Source organism: Kitasatospora sp. NPDC056327 (assembly GCF_042261735.1).
In the GTDB taxonomy this organism is placed as follows: Bacteria; Actinomycetota; Actinomycetes; order Streptomycetales; family Streptomycetaceae; genus Kitasatospora.
The window spans coordinates 1-15,338 of sequence record NZ_JBHJRC010000207.1; the positions used below are offsets into that span (position 1 = coordinate 1).

14 protein-coding genes are annotated in these 15,338 nt (G+C 75.0%); 2 read left to right on the plus strand and 12 right to left on the minus strand.

Going from position 1 to position 15,338, the window contains the following annotated elements:
• Positions 1–110: 110 nt before the first annotated feature.
• Complete coding sequence (locus tag ACFCX4_RS25585; protein WP_376146700.1) at positions 111–1,085, minus strand: DMT family transporter; 975 nt, start codon at positions 1,083–1,085, stop codon at positions 111–113.
• Between ACFCX4_RS25585 and ACFCX4_RS25590 the strand changes: the two genes are divergently transcribed.
• Positions 1,084–2,550, plus strand: a complete 1,467-nt coding sequence (locus ACFCX4_RS25590) for a PLP-dependent aminotransferase family protein (protein ID WP_376146703.1) — start codon at positions 1,084–1,086, stop codon at positions 2,548–2,550. The two genes, ACFCX4_RS25585 and ACFCX4_RS25590, sit on opposite strands and share 2 nt — an antisense overlap.
• A 27-nt stretch (positions 2,551–2,577) precedes the next feature.
• Here the strand turns inward: ACFCX4_RS25590 and htpX are convergent, their stop codons facing one another.
• From htpX to ACFCX4_RS25645, 11 genes are all read right to left on the minus strand, one after another.
• Positions 2,578–3,441, minus strand: coding sequence for a zinc metalloprotease HtpX (gene htpX, locus ACFCX4_RS25595; protein WP_376146706.1), 864 nt, complete (start codon positions 3,439–3,441; stop codon positions 2,578–2,580).
• A gap of 176 nt (positions 3,442–3,617) precedes the next feature.
• The gene (locus ACFCX4_RS25600; RefSeq protein ID WP_376146709.1) at positions 3,618–5,216 is read right to left on the minus strand and encodes an NADH-quinone oxidoreductase subunit N; all 1,599 of its coding nucleotides are present in this window, start codon (positions 5,214–5,216) and stop codon (positions 3,618–3,620) included.
• A 2-nt stretch (positions 5,217–5,218) separates the two neighbouring features.
• Positions 5,219–6,775, minus strand: a complete 1,557-nt coding sequence (locus ACFCX4_RS25605; protein ID WP_376146712.1) for a NuoM family protein — start codon at positions 6,773–6,775, stop codon at positions 5,219–5,221.
• Between the two features lie 56 nt (positions 6,776–6,831).
• Positions 6,832–8,862, minus strand: coding sequence for an NADH-quinone oxidoreductase subunit L (locus ACFCX4_RS25610; RefSeq protein WP_376146715.1), 2,031 nt, complete (start codon positions 8,860–8,862; stop codon positions 6,832–6,834).
• Positions 8,859–9,236 carry an NADH-quinone oxidoreductase subunit NuoK gene (nuoK, locus tag ACFCX4_RS25615; RefSeq protein WP_376146718.1) on the minus strand — a complete coding sequence of 126 codons (378 nt, stop codon included), beginning with the start codon at positions 9,234–9,236 and terminating at the stop codon, positions 8,859–8,861. The genes ACFCX4_RS25610 and nuoK overlap by 4 nt, the downstream gene beginning before the upstream one ends.
• Positions 9,236–9,970: an NADH-quinone oxidoreductase subunit J gene (locus ACFCX4_RS25620; RefSeq protein ID WP_376146720.1), complete on the minus strand. Its 735-nt coding sequence runs from the start codon at positions 9,968–9,970 to the stop codon at positions 9,236–9,238. The genes nuoK and ACFCX4_RS25620 overlap by 1 nt, the downstream gene beginning before the upstream one ends.
• On the minus strand, positions 9,967–10,518 hold the full coding sequence (locus ACFCX4_RS25625) for a NuoI/complex I 23 kDa subunit family protein (protein ID WP_376146723.1): 552 nt from the start codon (positions 10,516–10,518) through the stop codon (positions 9,967–9,969). Before ACFCX4_RS25625 ends, ACFCX4_RS25620 begins: the two co-directional genes overlap by 4 nt.
• Positions 10,515–11,474, minus strand: a complete 960-nt coding sequence (nuoH, locus tag ACFCX4_RS25630) for an NADH-quinone oxidoreductase subunit NuoH (protein ID WP_376146726.1) — start codon at positions 11,472–11,474, stop codon at positions 10,515–10,517. Before nuoH ends, ACFCX4_RS25625 begins: the two co-directional genes overlap by 4 nt.
• Entirely contained in the window at positions 11,471–12,640 is a 1,170-nt protein-coding gene (locus tag ACFCX4_RS25635; protein WP_376146729.1) for an NADH-quinone oxidoreductase subunit C, read from the minus strand. The genes nuoH and ACFCX4_RS25635 overlap by 4 nt, the downstream gene beginning before the upstream one ends.
• Complete coding sequence (locus tag ACFCX4_RS25640) at positions 12,637–13,305, minus strand: NADH-quinone oxidoreductase subunit B (RefSeq protein ID WP_376146731.1); 669 nt, start codon at positions 13,303–13,305, stop codon at positions 12,637–12,639. The genes ACFCX4_RS25635 and ACFCX4_RS25640 overlap by 4 nt, the downstream gene beginning before the upstream one ends.
• Positions 13,296–13,712, minus strand: a complete 417-nt coding sequence (locus ACFCX4_RS25645; RefSeq protein WP_045937876.1) for an NADH-quinone oxidoreductase subunit A — start codon at positions 13,710–13,712, stop codon at positions 13,296–13,298. Before ACFCX4_RS25645 ends, ACFCX4_RS25640 begins: the two co-directional genes overlap by 10 nt.
• A 321-nt stretch (positions 13,713–14,033) precedes the next feature.
• Between ACFCX4_RS25645 and ACFCX4_RS25650 the strand changes: the two genes are divergently transcribed.
• The gene (locus tag ACFCX4_RS25650; RefSeq protein WP_376146734.1) at positions 14,034–15,263 is read left to right on the plus strand and encodes a sensor histidine kinase; all 1,230 of its coding nucleotides are present in this window, start codon (positions 14,034–14,036) and stop codon (positions 15,261–15,263) included.
• Positions 15,264–15,338 lie beyond the last annotated feature (75 nt).

A 15,338-nucleotide genomic window follows, 5' to 3' on the forward strand; every position in this document is an offset into this window, starting at 1 on the left:
CCCCCCGGCCCCCCCCCCCCCCCCGTGCCCGGGGCCGGCGGCACACCCGCCGGGCCCGGGCCGCCCCGGAGCCGCCCCCGGCCGTCGGACCCGGGTGTCAGACCCGGGCGTCAGACCCGGGCCCGCTGGGTGAGCGCGATGCAGAGCAGCACCACCCCCGCCGTCACCGGGGCCGCGGCCGGCAGCTCCTCGCCGAGCAGCAGCACCGACCAGACCAGCGTCACCAGCGGCTGGGCCAGCTGGAGCTGGCTCGCCCTCGGCACCCCGATCAGCGCCATCCCCCGGTACCAGACCACGAAGCCGCCGAACTGCGAGACCGCGGCCGTGTACAGCAGCCCGGCCACCGCCTTCGCCCCGGACCCGCCGCCGAGCGGCACCGGCTCCGCGGGCAGTGCCAGCACCGTGGTCAGCGCGGTGACGGGCAAGGCGGCGACCACCGCCCAGCCGATCACCTGCCAGCCGGGCAGTTCCCGGGAGATCCGGCCGCCCTCCGCGTAGCCGGCCGCGCAGACCAGCAGCGCCGCGAACAGGAAGAGGTCCGCGGGGCCCGGCCGGCCGTGGCTCTGCACCAGCGTGAAGCCGAGCACCGCCACCGCGCCCGCCAGCGAGGCGCCCCAGAACAGCCGGGACGGACGGCGGCCCTCCCGGCGGGAGCGCAGCGCGGCGAAGCACGCGGTGGCCGGCGGCAGCAGACCGATGACGACGGCCGAGTGGGCGGTCGAGGAGGTCCGCAGGGCCAGGGTGGTGAGCAGCGGGAAGCCGAGCACGCAGCTGGCCGAGACCACCAGCAGGCCGGGCCAGTGACGGCGTTCGGGCAGCGGGACCCGGGCGGCCGCGAGGCAGAGCGCGGCGATCAGACCGGCCAGCAGACCGCGCAGACCGGTGGCCGTCCAGGGGCCGAACCCGGTCAGCGCCCAGGCCGTGGCGGGGAAGCTGAAGGAGAAGGCGAGGACGCCCAGGGCCGCCGTCACCGTGCCGGTCGCACGGCGGGACGCTCCGGACGGGCCGGCCGCCGGAGGGGCGGGTGTCGTAGCGGGCCGTGCCGCTACCGCCCCGGACCGGGTAGCGCTATCTTGTGCTCTCATGAACGAGCGTAGCAGTGTGGCCGAACTCGCGGACAGTCTGCGCCGCGAGGTCGAGCGCTACCCGGAGGGCCGGAAGCTGCCGTCGAGCCGGGCGCTGATGGAACGCCACCAGGTGAGCCCGGGCACGGTCTCCCGTGCCATCGCCGTGCTCGCGGCCGAGGGCCTGGTGGTCTCCCGCCCGGGCGCCGGGGTGTTCCGCGCGGCGCCGTTCGCGGGCGGCCCGGCGGCCCGCGGCGGCGCCGCCCCGCCCACCGCCGGACGCCCCGGCGACCTCTCCTGGCAGGAGCTCGCGCTCAGCGCCGACAGCGGCCCGCGCGACCTGCTGGCCGCCCCGGTGTTCGCCACCCTGCGCATACCGCCGCCCGGCGTCGTCGACCTCAACAGCGGCTACCCGCACGCCTCCCTGCTGCCCGAACGGCTGCTGGCCACCGCCCTCGGCCGGGCCGGACGGCGGCCGGGCGCCTGGGAGCGCCCGCCCACCGACGGCCTCACCGAGCTGCGCGGCTGGTTCGCCCGCGACATCGGCGGCCACGGCGGGCCGATCACCACCGGGGACGTCCTGATCACCTCCGGCGGGCAGGGCGGGCTCACCGTGGCCATGCGCTCGCTCGCCGCGCCCGGCTCGCCGGTGCTGGTGGAGTCGCCGACGTACTCGGGCATCCTCGCGGTCGTCCGGGCCGCCGGACTGCGCCCCGTGCCCGTGCCGGTCGACACCGACGGCGTCCGGACCGACCTGCTGGCCGACGCCTTCGAGGCCACCCGGGCGCGGGTCTTCGTCTGCCAGCCGCTCTTCCAGAACCCGACCGGGGCGGTGCTCTCCCCCGGGCGCCGGGCCGAGGTGCTCCGGATCGCCCGGGCGGCGGGCGCCTTCGTCGTCGAGGACGACTTCGCCCGGCTGCTCGTCCACGCGGACGCCCCCGCGCTGCCGCGCCCGCTGGCCGCCGACGACCCCGACGGGGTGGTGGTGCACCTGCGCTCGCTGACCAAGGCCGCCTCGCCCAATCTGCGGGTCGGCGCCCTCACCGCCCGCGGTCCGGCCCTCGCCCGGCTGCGGGCCACCCAGGTGGTGGACAGCTTCTTCGTGCCGCGGCCGCTGCAGGAGGCGACGCTGGAACTGGTCGCCGACCCGGGCTGGGCCCGCCACCTGCGCGCCCTCGGCACCGAGCTGCGCAACCGCCGCACCGCCGCCGTCGCGGCCCTGCACCGGGAGCTGCCCGGAGTCCTCGGCGACCACCGCCCCGGCGGCTACCACCTGTGGCTGCGGCTGCCGGACGGCGTCGACGACGGCGCGCTCACCGCCGCCGCCCTGCGCGCCGGCGTCCAGGTGACGCCCGGCCGCCCGTACCACGCCGCCGAACCGCCGGCCGCCCACCTCCGGCTCAGCTACGCCGCCGCCGAGAGCCCGGCCCGGGTGGTGGACGGCGTCCACCGGCTGCGGCTGGCCTTCGAGGACGTCGCCGGCTGACCCGGGGGCGGGCCGGCGGGGCCGGGCCTACCGCCCCTGGCCGGCCATCCGCTCCAGCCGGGCGATCCGCTCGGCCATCGGCGGGTGGGTGGAGAAGAGCCGCGCGCCGGCCTCGCCCGGCCGGAACGGACTGGCGATCATCATGTGGCTGGCGGTCTGGATCTGCGGCTCCGGCGGCAGCGGCAGCTGCCGGGTGCCGGCCTCCAGCTTGCGCAGCGCGCTCGCCAGGGCGAGCGGGTCGCCGGTGATCCGGGCACCGTCGGCGTCGGCCTGGTACTCGCGGGAACGGCTGACGGCCAGCTGGATCAGCGAGGCCGCGACCGGCCCGAGGATCATGATCGCGAGCATTCCGAACAGGCCCGGGCCGTCGTCGTCGTCACTGCGGCCGAACGGGATCAGCCAGGCGAAGTTCACCAGGAACATCACCACCGAGGCGAGCGCCCCGGCCACCGAGGAGATCAGGATGTCCCGGTTGTAGACGTGGCTCAGCTCGTGGCCGAGGACGCCGCGCAGCTCCCGCTCGTCCAGCAGCTGCAGGATGCCGTCGGTGCAGCAGACCGCGGCGTTGCGCGGGTTGCGGCCGGTGGCGAAGGCGTTCGGCGCCGGGGTCGGCGAGATGTAGAGGCGCGGCATCGGCTGACGCGCCCCGGTGGAGAGCTCCCGGACGATCCGGTAGAGCCGGGGTGCCTCGATCTCGCTCACCGGGCGGGCCCGCATGGCCCGCAGTGCGAGCTTGTCGCTGTTCCAGTACGCGTAGGCGTTGGTGCCGAGGGCGACCACCAGGGCGATCACGAAGCCCGTGCGGCCGAAGAAGCCGCCGATCACCAGGATCAGCGCCGAGAGGCCGCCGAGCAGGGCGGCGGTCCTCAGTCCGTTGTGCGGGCGGTGCACGGCTGGCCCTCCAATGGTGCGTGGGGAAGCCCTTTCTGCCTCGTCCCTCCTGCCCGCTCAACGGGTGGGGCCCGGGGCCTTGTTCCCTTGTGACCGGCGCGACACCCGGCCGGGTGACCGGCCGGCACCGCCCGCCACCTCGGCACGCACCCGCCGAGGGGCCGGAACGGGGGGGGTCAGAACAGCGAGCCGCCGACCACCTGGAGCACCAGCTGCGGGGCCACCGAGAGCACCACCGCGGCGGAGGCGGTGAGCCCCAGGGTGGCCGTCAGCGACACCGGCAGGCGCCGCTCGGGAGCCCGCTCCGCCCCCTGCTCCGGCGCGGGGGCGAACAGCCGGGCGGTCCAGAGCAGGTAGTAGTACAGCGCCACGACCACGTTGACGGCCATCACCACGGCCAGCCAGCCGAGCCCGGCGTCGACGGCGGCGCGGAACACCACCACCTTGCCGAACAGGCCGATCACGCCCGGCGGCAGTCCGGCCAGGCAGAGCAGGAAGAACGCCAGGGCCAGCGCCGTCCAGCGGCGCCGCGCGAACAGGCCGCGGAAGTCGTCCACGCTGGTCCCGGCCCGGCGGCCGACCGCCGCCACCACGCCGAAGGCGCCGAGGTTGACCACGCCGTAGATCAGCGCGTACGCGGCGGTGGCACCCAGCGGGTCGGCCGTGCCGGGCGCGTAGCCGGCCGCGGCCAGCGGCACCAGCAGGTACCCGGCCTGACCCACCGAGGACCAGGCCAGCAGCCGCACCGCGCTGTGCCGGGTGTCGAAGCGCTGGCGCAGCGCACCCGCGTTGCCGACCGCCATGGTGACGGCGGCCAGCACCGCGAGCACCAGGCCCCAGGTGTGCGCGTACGGGCGGAAGGCGATGGTGGTGACCAGCGCCAGGCCGGCCAGACCGGCCGCCTTGCCGACCACCGAGAGGTAGCCGGCCACCGGCAGCGGGGCGCCGGTGTAGGTGTCCGGCACCCAGAAGTGGAACGGGACGGCGGCGACCTTGAAGGCGAAGCCGGCCAGCGTGAGCACGGCGCCGGCCTCGGCCAGCGGCCGCAGCTGCGCCGGGGCCTGCTCCAGGCCGGTGGCGACGGCGCCCAGGTGCAGGCTGCCGCTCGCCGCGTAGACGAAGCCCACGCCGAGCAGCATCACGGCGGTCGCGGTGACCGAGGAGAGGAAGAACTTGAGCGCGGCCTCGGCGCCCCGGCCGTCCCGGCGCAGCGCGACCAGGGCGAAGGCGGGCAGCGAGGCGACCTCCAGGGCGACCACCAGGGTGGCGAGGTCCCGGGAGGCGGGCAGCAGGGCCGCGCCGGTGGCGCTGGAGAGCAGCAGGAACCAGTACTCGCCGCCGGGCAGCTTCTCGTCGTCCACGGTGTGGACGGAGAGCAGCGCGGCGATCAGCGCGCCGCCGAGCGCGAGCAGCTGGAAGACCAGGGCGAAGTGGTCGGCGACGTACGAGCAGCCGGCGTTGTCGGTGGCGCCTGTTACGTTCTGCGCACAGAAGGTGGCACGGGGTGATCCACCGGTGAGCGGGAGGAGCGCGGCGATGGCGAGGGCGAGTCCGGCGGCGGTGAGCCGGCCCAGCCACCTCTTGTGCCGCTCGGGCAGGAAGAGGTCGGTGACCAGCACGGCGAGGGCGGCCAGGGCGGCGATCAGCGGGGGCGCGATCGCCACCCAGTCCACGGACTGGATCAGGCTGCCCGGATTGGCAACGGCGAGGGAGGTCACAGTGGGCTGCCCCGTGGAGTGAGGTCCGAGTGCGGTACCGGTCGCGGTGCCGAGCATGATCAGCCACCCCCGAGGAGGTGCTTGACGGCGGGGTCGGAGAGGCCGAGCAGGAGCGCGGGCCAGAGGCCGGCGAGCAGGGTGAGGGCGACCAGCGGCGTCCAGCTGACGGCCTCGTACGGGCGCAGGTCGGCGAGCTCGGCCACCGCGGCCGGCTGCTTCGGGTCGCCCATGCAGACGCGCTTGACCACGATCAGCAGGTAGGCGGCGGTGAGGAGGGTGCCGAGACCGGCCAGGACCATGTAGGTGACGAACGCGGGCCGCGAGAGGCCCTCGGCCGGGTCGAACGCGCCGAACATGGCGAGCAGCTCGCCCCAGAAGCCGGCCAGTCCGGGCAGGCCCAGGCTGGCGACGGCGGCGAAGGCGAGCAGCGCGCCGATCCTCGGTGCCCGCCCGTACAGGGCGGCGCCGGTGGTGCCGGAGAGGGTGTCGAGGTCCGCCGTGCCGTAGCGGTCCTTGAGCGCGCCGACCAGGAAGAACAGCAGGCCGGTGATCAGACCGTGCGCGATGTTCGCGAACAGCGCGCCGTTGACCCCCACCGGGGTGAGGGAGGCGATGCCCAGCAGGACGAAGCCCATGTGGCCGACGGAGGAGTAGGCGATCAGGCGCTTGAGGTCGCCCTTGGCGCCGGGGCGGGCGAGCGCGAGGCAGGCCAGCGAGCCGTAGACGATGCCGACGGCGGCGAACGCGCCCAGGTAGGGGGCGAGCGTCGCGGTGCCGTCGGGGACCACCGGGAGGAGGACGCGGACCAGGCCGTAGGTGCCCATCTTCAGCAGCACGCCGGCGAGCAGCACCGAGCCGACGGTCGGGGCCGCCGTGTGCGCGTCCGGGAGCCAGCTGTGCAGCGGCCAGGCGGGGGCCTTGACGGCGAGCCCGACCATGATCGCCAGCGCGGCGATCACCTGGGTGGAGTGGCTCAGGCCGGAGCCGTGGGCGGCGGCGAGGGCCTGCATGTCGAAGGTGCCCGCCTTGCTGCCGACCAGCAGGAAGCCGAGCAGCATCACGGCCGAGCCGAGCAGCGTGTACAGGATGAACCGGTTGGCGGCCGGCACCTTCGCCCCGCTGCCCCAGCGGGCGATCAGGAAGTACATCGGGATCAGCACGATCTCGAAGGCCAGGAAGAAGAGCAGGAGGTCCAGCACCGCGAAGGTGGCGAGCATGCCCACGTCGAGGAGGAGGAACAGCCCGGTGAAGGACCGGGCCGACGGCACCCCCTCGCCGGACGGCAGCCGCCGCTCGGAGTAGACCGCGCAGAGGAAGGTGAGCAGCGAGGTCAGGACGAGCAGCGGCAGCGAGACGCCGTCCACCCCGAGGTGGAGGCGCACGCCGACGGCCGGGATCCAGGACACGTCGGTGGTGGCCTGCATCCGGGCGGGCTCGTCGTGGTCGAACCCGGCGGCCAGGGCGACGGCGAGCACCAGGCCGGCGCCGGTCACCACCGTGCCGAGGCGCAGCGCGCGCCGGTCGGCGGCGGCCGGGTCCGGCCCGAACACCGGGGCCAGGGTGAGCGCGGCACCGAGCAGCGGCAGCACCAGGAGGGCGATGAGGACCGCGTTCATCGGGGGCTCCTAGCGACAACCGTGACGGCGGGCGGGGAAGGGGGGAACGGCATCGGCTACACCGCCACCAGGACGACCAGCAGGACGACGGCGGCGAGCAGCGCGCTGAGGTAGGTCTGCGCGTTGCCGGTCTGGGCGAGCCGGACGGCCCGGCCGAGCAGGCCGGCCCCGGCCCCGCTGCCGCGCACGTAGGTCTCCACGACCTCGCGGTCGAGGAAGCGCACGAGCCGGGCGGCGGCCCCGACCGGGCGGACGAACAGCGCGGCGTAGAGCCGGTCGACGCCGAACCCGTGCCGGGCCGGCCCGAACAGCGGGCCGAGCAGGGCCCGCCCGGGGTCGGCGACGGCCGCTCCCGGGGCGTGCTCCCCGGCCTGCCCCGGCACCCGGGCGGTGGCCGAGCGCCAGGCCCCGTAGGCCAGCAGCGCACCGACCACGGCGAGGCCGGTGCCGATGACGGCGGTGACCGCGGAGGGCCGCAGCGAGCCGCCGTCCAGCAGCGCGGGCAGCCAGTCCGAGCGCAGGCCGGCGATGCCGAAGCCCATGGTCGGCACGGCCAGCACCCAGAGCGGCCAGCGCATCGCGGGCGGCTCGGCGACGGCCGGGTCGGCCTCGTCGGGCTCGGGCGAGTACGGCGCGCCGTACTCGTGGCCGTCGGCACCGGCGGTGACGGCGTCCGCGCCGGTGGCCCCGGCCGGGGCCACCGGCGTCACGGCGACGCCCGCCGGGCTGTGGAAGGCGAGCAGGAACAGCCGGGTCGCGTACGCCGCGGTGAGCAGCGCGGTCAGTCCGGCCGAGATCAGCACGATCCAGCCGGCCGCCTGCGGCACCGCCGAGGCGGGGCCGAGGCCGTTGGTCAGCGCCTCGCCGTTGGCGGCGTGCTCGGCGGCGGTCAGCACCGCCTCCTTGCTGAAGAATCCGGCGAACGGCGGCAGCCCGACCAGGGCGATCAGCGCGATGGCCATCGTCCAGTAGGCGTCCGGGACGCGCTTGCGCAGCCCGCGGATCCGGGACATCGCGGAGATCGAGTTGGTGTGCGCGGCGTGGATCACCACACCGGCCGCGAGGAACAGCAGCGCCTTGAACGCGCCGTGGCTGACCAGGTGGAAGACCGAGGCCTCCCGGTCGCCGGAGGCCAGCGCGCCGGCCATGTAACCGAGCTGGCCGACGGTCGAGTAGGCCAGCACCCGCTTGAGGTCGTCCTGGGCCAGCGCGCAGAGCGCCGAGCCGATCATCGTCACGGCGGCCATCACCGCCAGCACGACCAGGGCCGCGCCGGAGAGCAGGAAGACCGGCAGCAGCCGGGCCACCAGGTAGATGCCGGCCGCGACCATGGTGGCGGCGTGGATCAGCGCGGAGACCGGCGTCGGGCCGGCCATCGCGTCCGGCAGCCAGGTGTGCAGCGGGAACTGCGCGCTCTTGCCGGCCACGCCCGCGAGCAGCAGCAGCGCGACCAGCGTCGGGTGGCCGAGCCGCCCGTCGGTGGCGGCCCGGAGCACGTCCTCGATCCGGAAGCTCCCGGCGTCGGCGCCGAGCAGGAAGACGCCGAACAGGAACGGCACGTCGCCGAGCTTGGTGACCAGGAAGGCCTTCAGCGAGGCGGAGCGGGCGTCCGCGGTCTCCCAGTGGTGGCCGATCAGGAAGTACGAGCAGATGCCCATGACCTCCCAGCCGACCAGCAGCACGATCAGGTCTCCGGAGTAGACGACCAGGAACATCGCCGCCGTGAACAGCGAGACCAGCGCCGCGTAGGAGGGGTAGCGCGGGTCGTCCTTGAGGTACGCGGTCGAGTAGACCTGCACACAGGTGGCGACCAGGCCGACCAGCACCGAGATCAGCGAGCTGAAGCCGTCCAGGTGGATCGCGAGCGCGATGTCCGGGCCGCCGGTCGGGGTGAGCCGGGTGGCGGCGTCCAGCGCCTGGCCGGTGCCGAGCTGGATCGCGACGACCAGGGCGAGCACCGCCGAGACGGCGACCGGGACGATCGCCAGCGGCCGGGCCAGGCCGGGCGCGCGGCGGCCGGCGGCCAGGGTGGCCGCGGCGCCGAGCGCGGGCAGCGCGGGGACGAGGACGGGCAGGGCGAGGTTCATGCGGCGGCCCGGCCCTTCAGCGCCTCGGCTCCGGCCGGCGCCTCCGCGGTGTCCGCGGTGGACTCGGCCGGGTCGCCGAGCTCGGTGGCCCGGTCGAGGTCCGCGGTGCCCCGGGCACGGAACAGCAGCAGGACGATGGCGAGCCCGAGACCGATCTCGGCGGCGGCGACGGTGATGGTGAACAGGGTGAGCGCCTGGCCGGCGTGCAGCGAGTCGCGCAGCCAGGCGTCGAAGGCGACGAGGTTGAGGTTGACGGCGTTGAGCATCAGCTCGACGGACATCAGCACCAGGATGACGTTGCGCCGGGCGAGCACGCCGTAGACGCCGACGCTGAACAGCAGCACGGCGAGGACGACGGGGTAGGCGAGGTGCATCAGCCCTCCTGCTCGGGGGTGGTCGCAGCAGGAGCGGCGGGCGCGGGCGCGGCCTCCGGGGCGGTCCCGGGCTCCGGGGCGGCCTGGGGCGCGGTCGCGGCGACCGTCCCGTTGGAGCCCACCGGCCGGCCGGCGCGGATCCGCCCGGCCCGGGGCGCCGGCACCCGCCGCCGGTTGCCGCGCGACAGCACGATCGCGCCGACCAGCGCCGCCAGCAGCAGCACGGAGAGCGCCTCGAAGGGCAGCACCCAGGTCCGGAAGAGGCTCGCGCCGGTCACGGCCGCCGAGCCGCCGCCCGCACCGAGGTCGATCCAGGACGTCCGGAAGGCGTCCACGACCAGCGTGACCAGCGTCCCGGCCGAGGCCAGCGCCACCACCAGGGCGACCCAGCGGTTCCCGGAGTCGGCGTCGGGCGAGCGCCCGATCGGCGCCCTGGTGAGCATCAGTCCGAAGAGCACCAGGACGACCACCGAACCGAGGTAGATCAGCACCTGCACCCAGGCGATGAACTCGGCGGTGAGCAGCAGGAACTCCACCGCCAGCCCGCCGAGCGCGGCCACCAGCCAGAGCGCGGCGTGCACCAGCTGCCGGGTGGTGACGGCGACCACGGCCGAGCCGAGCACCGCGATGCCGACCAGCAGGAAGACGATCTCCACCCCGGTCGGGGAGAGGAAGGAGCGCGCGGCCGGATCCAGCGGTCCGGCGGCGGCGAGCAGCGCGGCGGTGCCGGTCACGCGTCACCACCGTCCTGCGCGGCCTGCGCCGCGGCGGCCAGCTTGTCCGCGGTCTTGCGCGCGGTGGCGATCTCCTTGGGCTCCTCGGCCGCCGGGTCCAGCGCCGGCGGCACCGGCACCGTCCACATCCACTCCCGCAGCCGGTCCCGCTCGTGGGTCAGCTCCAGGATGTCGGTCTCCGCGTACTCGAACTCCGGCGACCAGAACAGCGCGTCGAACGGGCACACCTCGATGCAGATCCCGCAGTACATGCAGAGCGAGAAGTCGATGGCGAACCGGTCCAGCACGTTGCGGGTGCGGGCGCGCGCGTTCGGGTCGGCGGCCGGCAGCGTCTCCTTGTGGGAGTCGATGTAGATGCACCAGTCCGGGCACTCGCGGGCGCAGAGCATGCAGACCGTGCAGTTCTCCTCCAGCAGCGCGATCACACCGCGCGAACGCGGCGGGAGGGCGGGCTGCACCTCGGGGTACTGCGCGGTGACGCTCTTGCGGGTCATCGTCCGCAGGGTGACGGCCAGGCCCTTCGCCAGGCCCGCACCGGGGAAACTCATGAGATCGCCACCTTGATGATGCCGGTGAGGGCCAGCTGGACGAGGGCGAGCGGGATCAGCACGGTCCACGCGAAGCGCATCAGCTGGTCCTCGCGCAGCCGGGGGTAGGTGACCCGCAGCCAGATCACCACGAAGGCCAGCGCGAAGGTCTTCAGCAGGGTCCACAGCCAGCCCAGCTGGTCCGGCAGCGGGCCGTGCCAGCCGCCGAGGAACAGCACCGCGGTCAGCGCGGAGACCACCAGGATGCCCACGTACTCGGAGAGCAGGAACAGCGCGAAGCGCAGACCGGTGTACTCGGTGTACGCGCCGAAGATGATCTCCGAGTCGGCGACCGGCATGTCGAACGGCGGGCGCTGCAGCTCGGCCAGGCCGGCCGTGAAGAACACGAAGCCGCCGATGAGCTGCCACGGGATCCAGTACCACTCCCAGGCGTCCATGATGCCGGGCAGCGAGAGCGTGCCGGCGGCCATCGCCACGGAGGCGGCGGCGAGCACCATCGGCAGCTCGTAGGACATCAGCTGCGCGGCCGTCCGCAGACCGCCGAGCAGCGAGAACTTGTTGGCCGAGGCCCAGCCGGCCATCAGCTTGCCGATCACGCCGACGCCCATGACGGCCAGCACGAAGAACAGGCCGGCGTCGACCGCCTGCCCGACGAAGCCGTTCGGGCCGACCGGGATCGCCAGCAGCACCAGCAGGTACGGCAGGAGCGAGACGGCGGGCGCGAGCTGGAAGATCCGGCGGTCCGCGCCGGCCGGGACGATGTCCTCCTTCTGCGCGAACTTCACCCCGTCCGCGATCAGCTGCGCCCAGCCGTGGAAGCCGCCGGCGTACATCGGGCCGAGCCGGCCCTGCATGTGCGCCATCACCTTGTGCTCGGTCTGGCCGATGACCAGGGGCAGGACGAGGAAGACGACGAGCGTGGCGACGCAGCGCAGCACCGTGTCGAACAGGTTCACGCGCCGTCTCCGTCCCGGCCGGCCGGTCCGGCCGGCTTCTCGGTCGTCTTCTCCTCCGCGGCGGGCGCCCCGTCGGCGGGCCCGGCGGGCTCCGCCGGCTCCGCCCCCTCGACGGGCTCCCCGGCCTTCGCGGACCCGACCGGCTCCGCACCCTCCGTGCCCTTCGCGGGGGCGTCGCCCTTCGCGGGCGCGTCGGCCTTCGCAGGCCCGTCGTGGGCCGGCACCGGGTTGTGCCACGGGGCGTCCGATGAGCGCGTCCGGGCCGCCGGCGCCGCCGCGGCCTCACCGGCCGCCCGGCTCGCCGAACCCTCGGAGACCGAACGCGTGCGCCTCGGGCGGTCGGCCCGCACCGCGGGCGTCTGCGCCGTCCCGGCCGCACCCCCGGCCACGGTGGTGGCGGCGTCGTCGCCGGGCGCCTGGCTCGCCGAACCCTCGGAGACCGACCTGGTCCGCCGCGGCCGGTCGGCCCGCACCGCGGCGCCCTCGGCCCCGGCAGCGGCTCCCGCCGCACCTGCACCCGCACCTGCGGCCGCCGCCCGCGGCGTCCGGGCCGCACCGCCCGCCCGGGCGGCACGCGCCGGCCGCTCGGCGACCGGCGGCAGGGTGCCCTTGAGCGGCCCCCACTCGTTCGGGTCCGGCACACCGGCCGGCTGCATCTTGCGCCGCGCCGGACCGTCGCCGTGGTCGGACTCGCCCGGCTCCTTGGCACCCGGCCAGGCCTTGGCGACCCGGGCCGCGAGCACGAACTCCTTGCGCAGCGGGTGCCCCTCGAAGCCGTCCGGCAGCAGCAGGGTGACCAGGTGCGGGTGCCCGGGGAAGTCGATGCCGAACATCTCGTGCGTCTCGCGCTCGTGCCAGGCGGCCCCGGCGTACACGGGGACGGCGGTCGGGAGCGCGGCCCCGGCGCGCGGCACCCGGGTGCGCAGCGCGAGGTGGCGCACGCCCGGGGCGTCGACGGCGGCGAGGTGGGCGACCACCGAGAAGCCGTCGGCGAGCTCGTCGACGGCGCTGAGCCAGTCGAAGAAGGTGAGGCCCAGGGTGTCCCGGGCGGCGGTGAGCGCCTCGGTCCAGTGCTCCGCGGGCACGTCGACGGTGATCAGCCCGTACGCCTCGGCGCCGGTCGCCCACTCCCCGACCGACGCCGCGTACTGCTCGGCCGTGGTCACGAGACCCCTCCCTCGGTGGCGCCGCCGGCACCGGAACCGGCACCGGGCCCGGGCACCGGCGGACGCCGCAGCGCCGCCGCGGGCGCGGTGTAGCGACCGGGCAGCGACTCGGCGGCGATCTTCTCCTGGAGCTTGAGGATGCCCTGGAGCAGCGCCTCCGGACGGGGCGGGCAGCCGGGCACGTAGACGTCGACCGGGATGATCTGGTCGACGCCCTTGGTGACGGAGTAGGAGTCCCAGTAGGGCCCGCCCGAGTTGGAGCAGGCGCCGAAGGAGATGACGTACTTCGGCTCGGGCATCTGCTCGTAGAGGCGCTTGACCGCCGGCGCCATCTTGTCGGTCACCGTCCCCGAGACGATCATCAGATCGGCCTGCCGGGGGCCCGGCGCGAAGGGGATCACGCCCATCCGGATGAAGTCGTGCTTGGCCATCGACGCCGCGATGAACTCGATCGCGCAGCAGGCCAGGCCGAAGTTGAAGCACCAGAGGCTGTACCGGCGGCCCCAGTTGAGGACGACCTTGACCGGATCGGGCGCGAGCCGGGCCAGCGGACCGATCGCGCGCCGCTCGACGGCCGCGCCGGGGCGCGACGGATCCGGCACGCCGAGCGGAACCGGACCGCCGGAGGCGCCGTGCCCGTGCGGGTGGGTGTGCGTCACGTCCATTCCAGAACGCCCTTCTTCCAGGCGTAGAGCAGTCCGACCGCGAGGAAGCCGATGAAGACGAACATCTCGACCAGCGTCCCGGCGCCGTACCCGGCGGAGGCGAACACGGTCGCCCACGGGAACAGGTAGATCGCGTCGACCGCGAAGATCACGTACAGGAAGGCGTAGACGTAGTAGCGGACCTGGGTGTGCGCCCAGTCCTCCCCCACCGGGTCCACGCCGCACTCGTAGGCGAGGAGTTTCTCGGGCGAGTACACCACCGGCCGCAGCAGACGGTTGGCGGTGAACGCCACCGTCACGAAGAGCACGCCCACGACGGCGAGCAGGCCCATCGCGGCGTACGCGTCGAAGTAGCCGCTGCCGGCCGCCGGGTCGGCCGCGACCGCAGCCGCCTGCTGCCCCACCATGCCCCTCGCCTCCACATCGGCCGCGGAATCCGCCCTCGGGGCGGTTCTACGACGTTCCTTTACACGTTCATAACCATCGCCAGTGCGTGAGTCTAAGTGCACGGCACGGGTGTCCCGCACCCTGCCCGATCCGCAAGACACCCGATGGACAACGGGCGGACACCCGGCGGGGGGCGGCGGTCACCCGCCGGACACCGGGGGGACCCGTGCCGGAGGTGGGGATAACCCCCGGCCGGGGAGACGTATCACCCCCATGGTCCCGCCCGGTCCCGACCGGCCAAGCTAGGAGCACAGCGCGACCGAGAGGGACGGTAGACCGAGATGAAGCCAAAGGACCGCGGGACCGGGGACGCGCCCGGCGAGCAGCCGCCGGTGCCCGACGGGCGCACCCCGCTGTACGGGGCGCGGATGTGGCGGCAGGTCGGGCGGCTGCTGCTGAACCTGCCGCTCGGGATCGGCGGCTTCGTCTTCACCGTCGTGACGCTGTCGGTCGGCCTCGCCCTGTCGGTCACGGTGATCGGCCTGCCGCTGCTGGCCGCCGGACTGGCCGGCTGCCGGGCGATGGGCGGCTTCGCCCGCGGCCGGGCCCGGTCCCTGTACGGCTCCGCCGTGCACGAGCCGGAGCCGGTGCAGCGCCGCCGGCCGGGCCTCACCGGCTTCGCGATCGCCCACCTGACCGACGCGCTCTCCTGGCGCTCGGCGCTGTACCACGTGCTGATGCTGCCCTGGGGCGTCCTGAGCTTCGGCCTCACCCTGGTCTTCGTCCTGGTCGGCTGGCCGGTCCTGCCGTGGGCGATCCGGGCCCAGTCGGCGGTGGACCGGATGCTGGTCGAGACCCTGCTCCACCCGGGGGCGCTCTCCGAGCGGGTCCGCGAACTGGAGGACGACCGCGGCACCGTGGTCGACACCGCCGCCGCCGACCTGCGCCGCATCGAGCGGGACCTGCACGACGGCGCCCAGGCCCGGCTGGTGGCACTGGCGATGGACCTCGGCATGGCGAAGGAGCGGCTGCGGGAGACCGAGACCCCGGACGACGTGGCGGCCGCCGCGAAGATGGTCGACAACGCCCACGGCGAGGTGAAGCTGGCCCTCCAGGAGCTGCGGGACCTCGCCCGGGGCATCCACCCGGCGGTGCTCACCGACCGCGGCCTGGACGCGGCGCTCTCCTCGGTGGCGGCGCGCTGCACGGTGCCGGAGGGGGTCAAGGTGCACGTCGACCTGAAGGCGGGCCCGGACGGCGGCTCCGAGCGCCCGGACTCGGCGGTCGAGGGCATCGCCTACTTCACGGTCAGCGAACTGCTGACCAACATCTCCAAGCACGCCGGCGCCCGCTCCGCGACGGTGGACGTCTGGCGGGCCGAGGACCACCTGATGCTGCTGGTCCAGGACAACGGCAAGGGCGGCGCGGCCCCCTACCCGGGCAGCGGCCTGGCCGGACTGGCCGAGCGGATCCGGGCCGTGGACGGGGTGTTCCTGGTGGAGAGCCCGCACGGCGGACCGACCACGGTGACCGTGGAACTGCCCTGGCGCACCCGCACCGCCCGCCGCTGACCCCCCTCCCCCGCCCCACGCCCCCGGACCCGGACGGCGGCCGGCCCGCGAACCCTTGCGCGGTGTGCCGGCCCC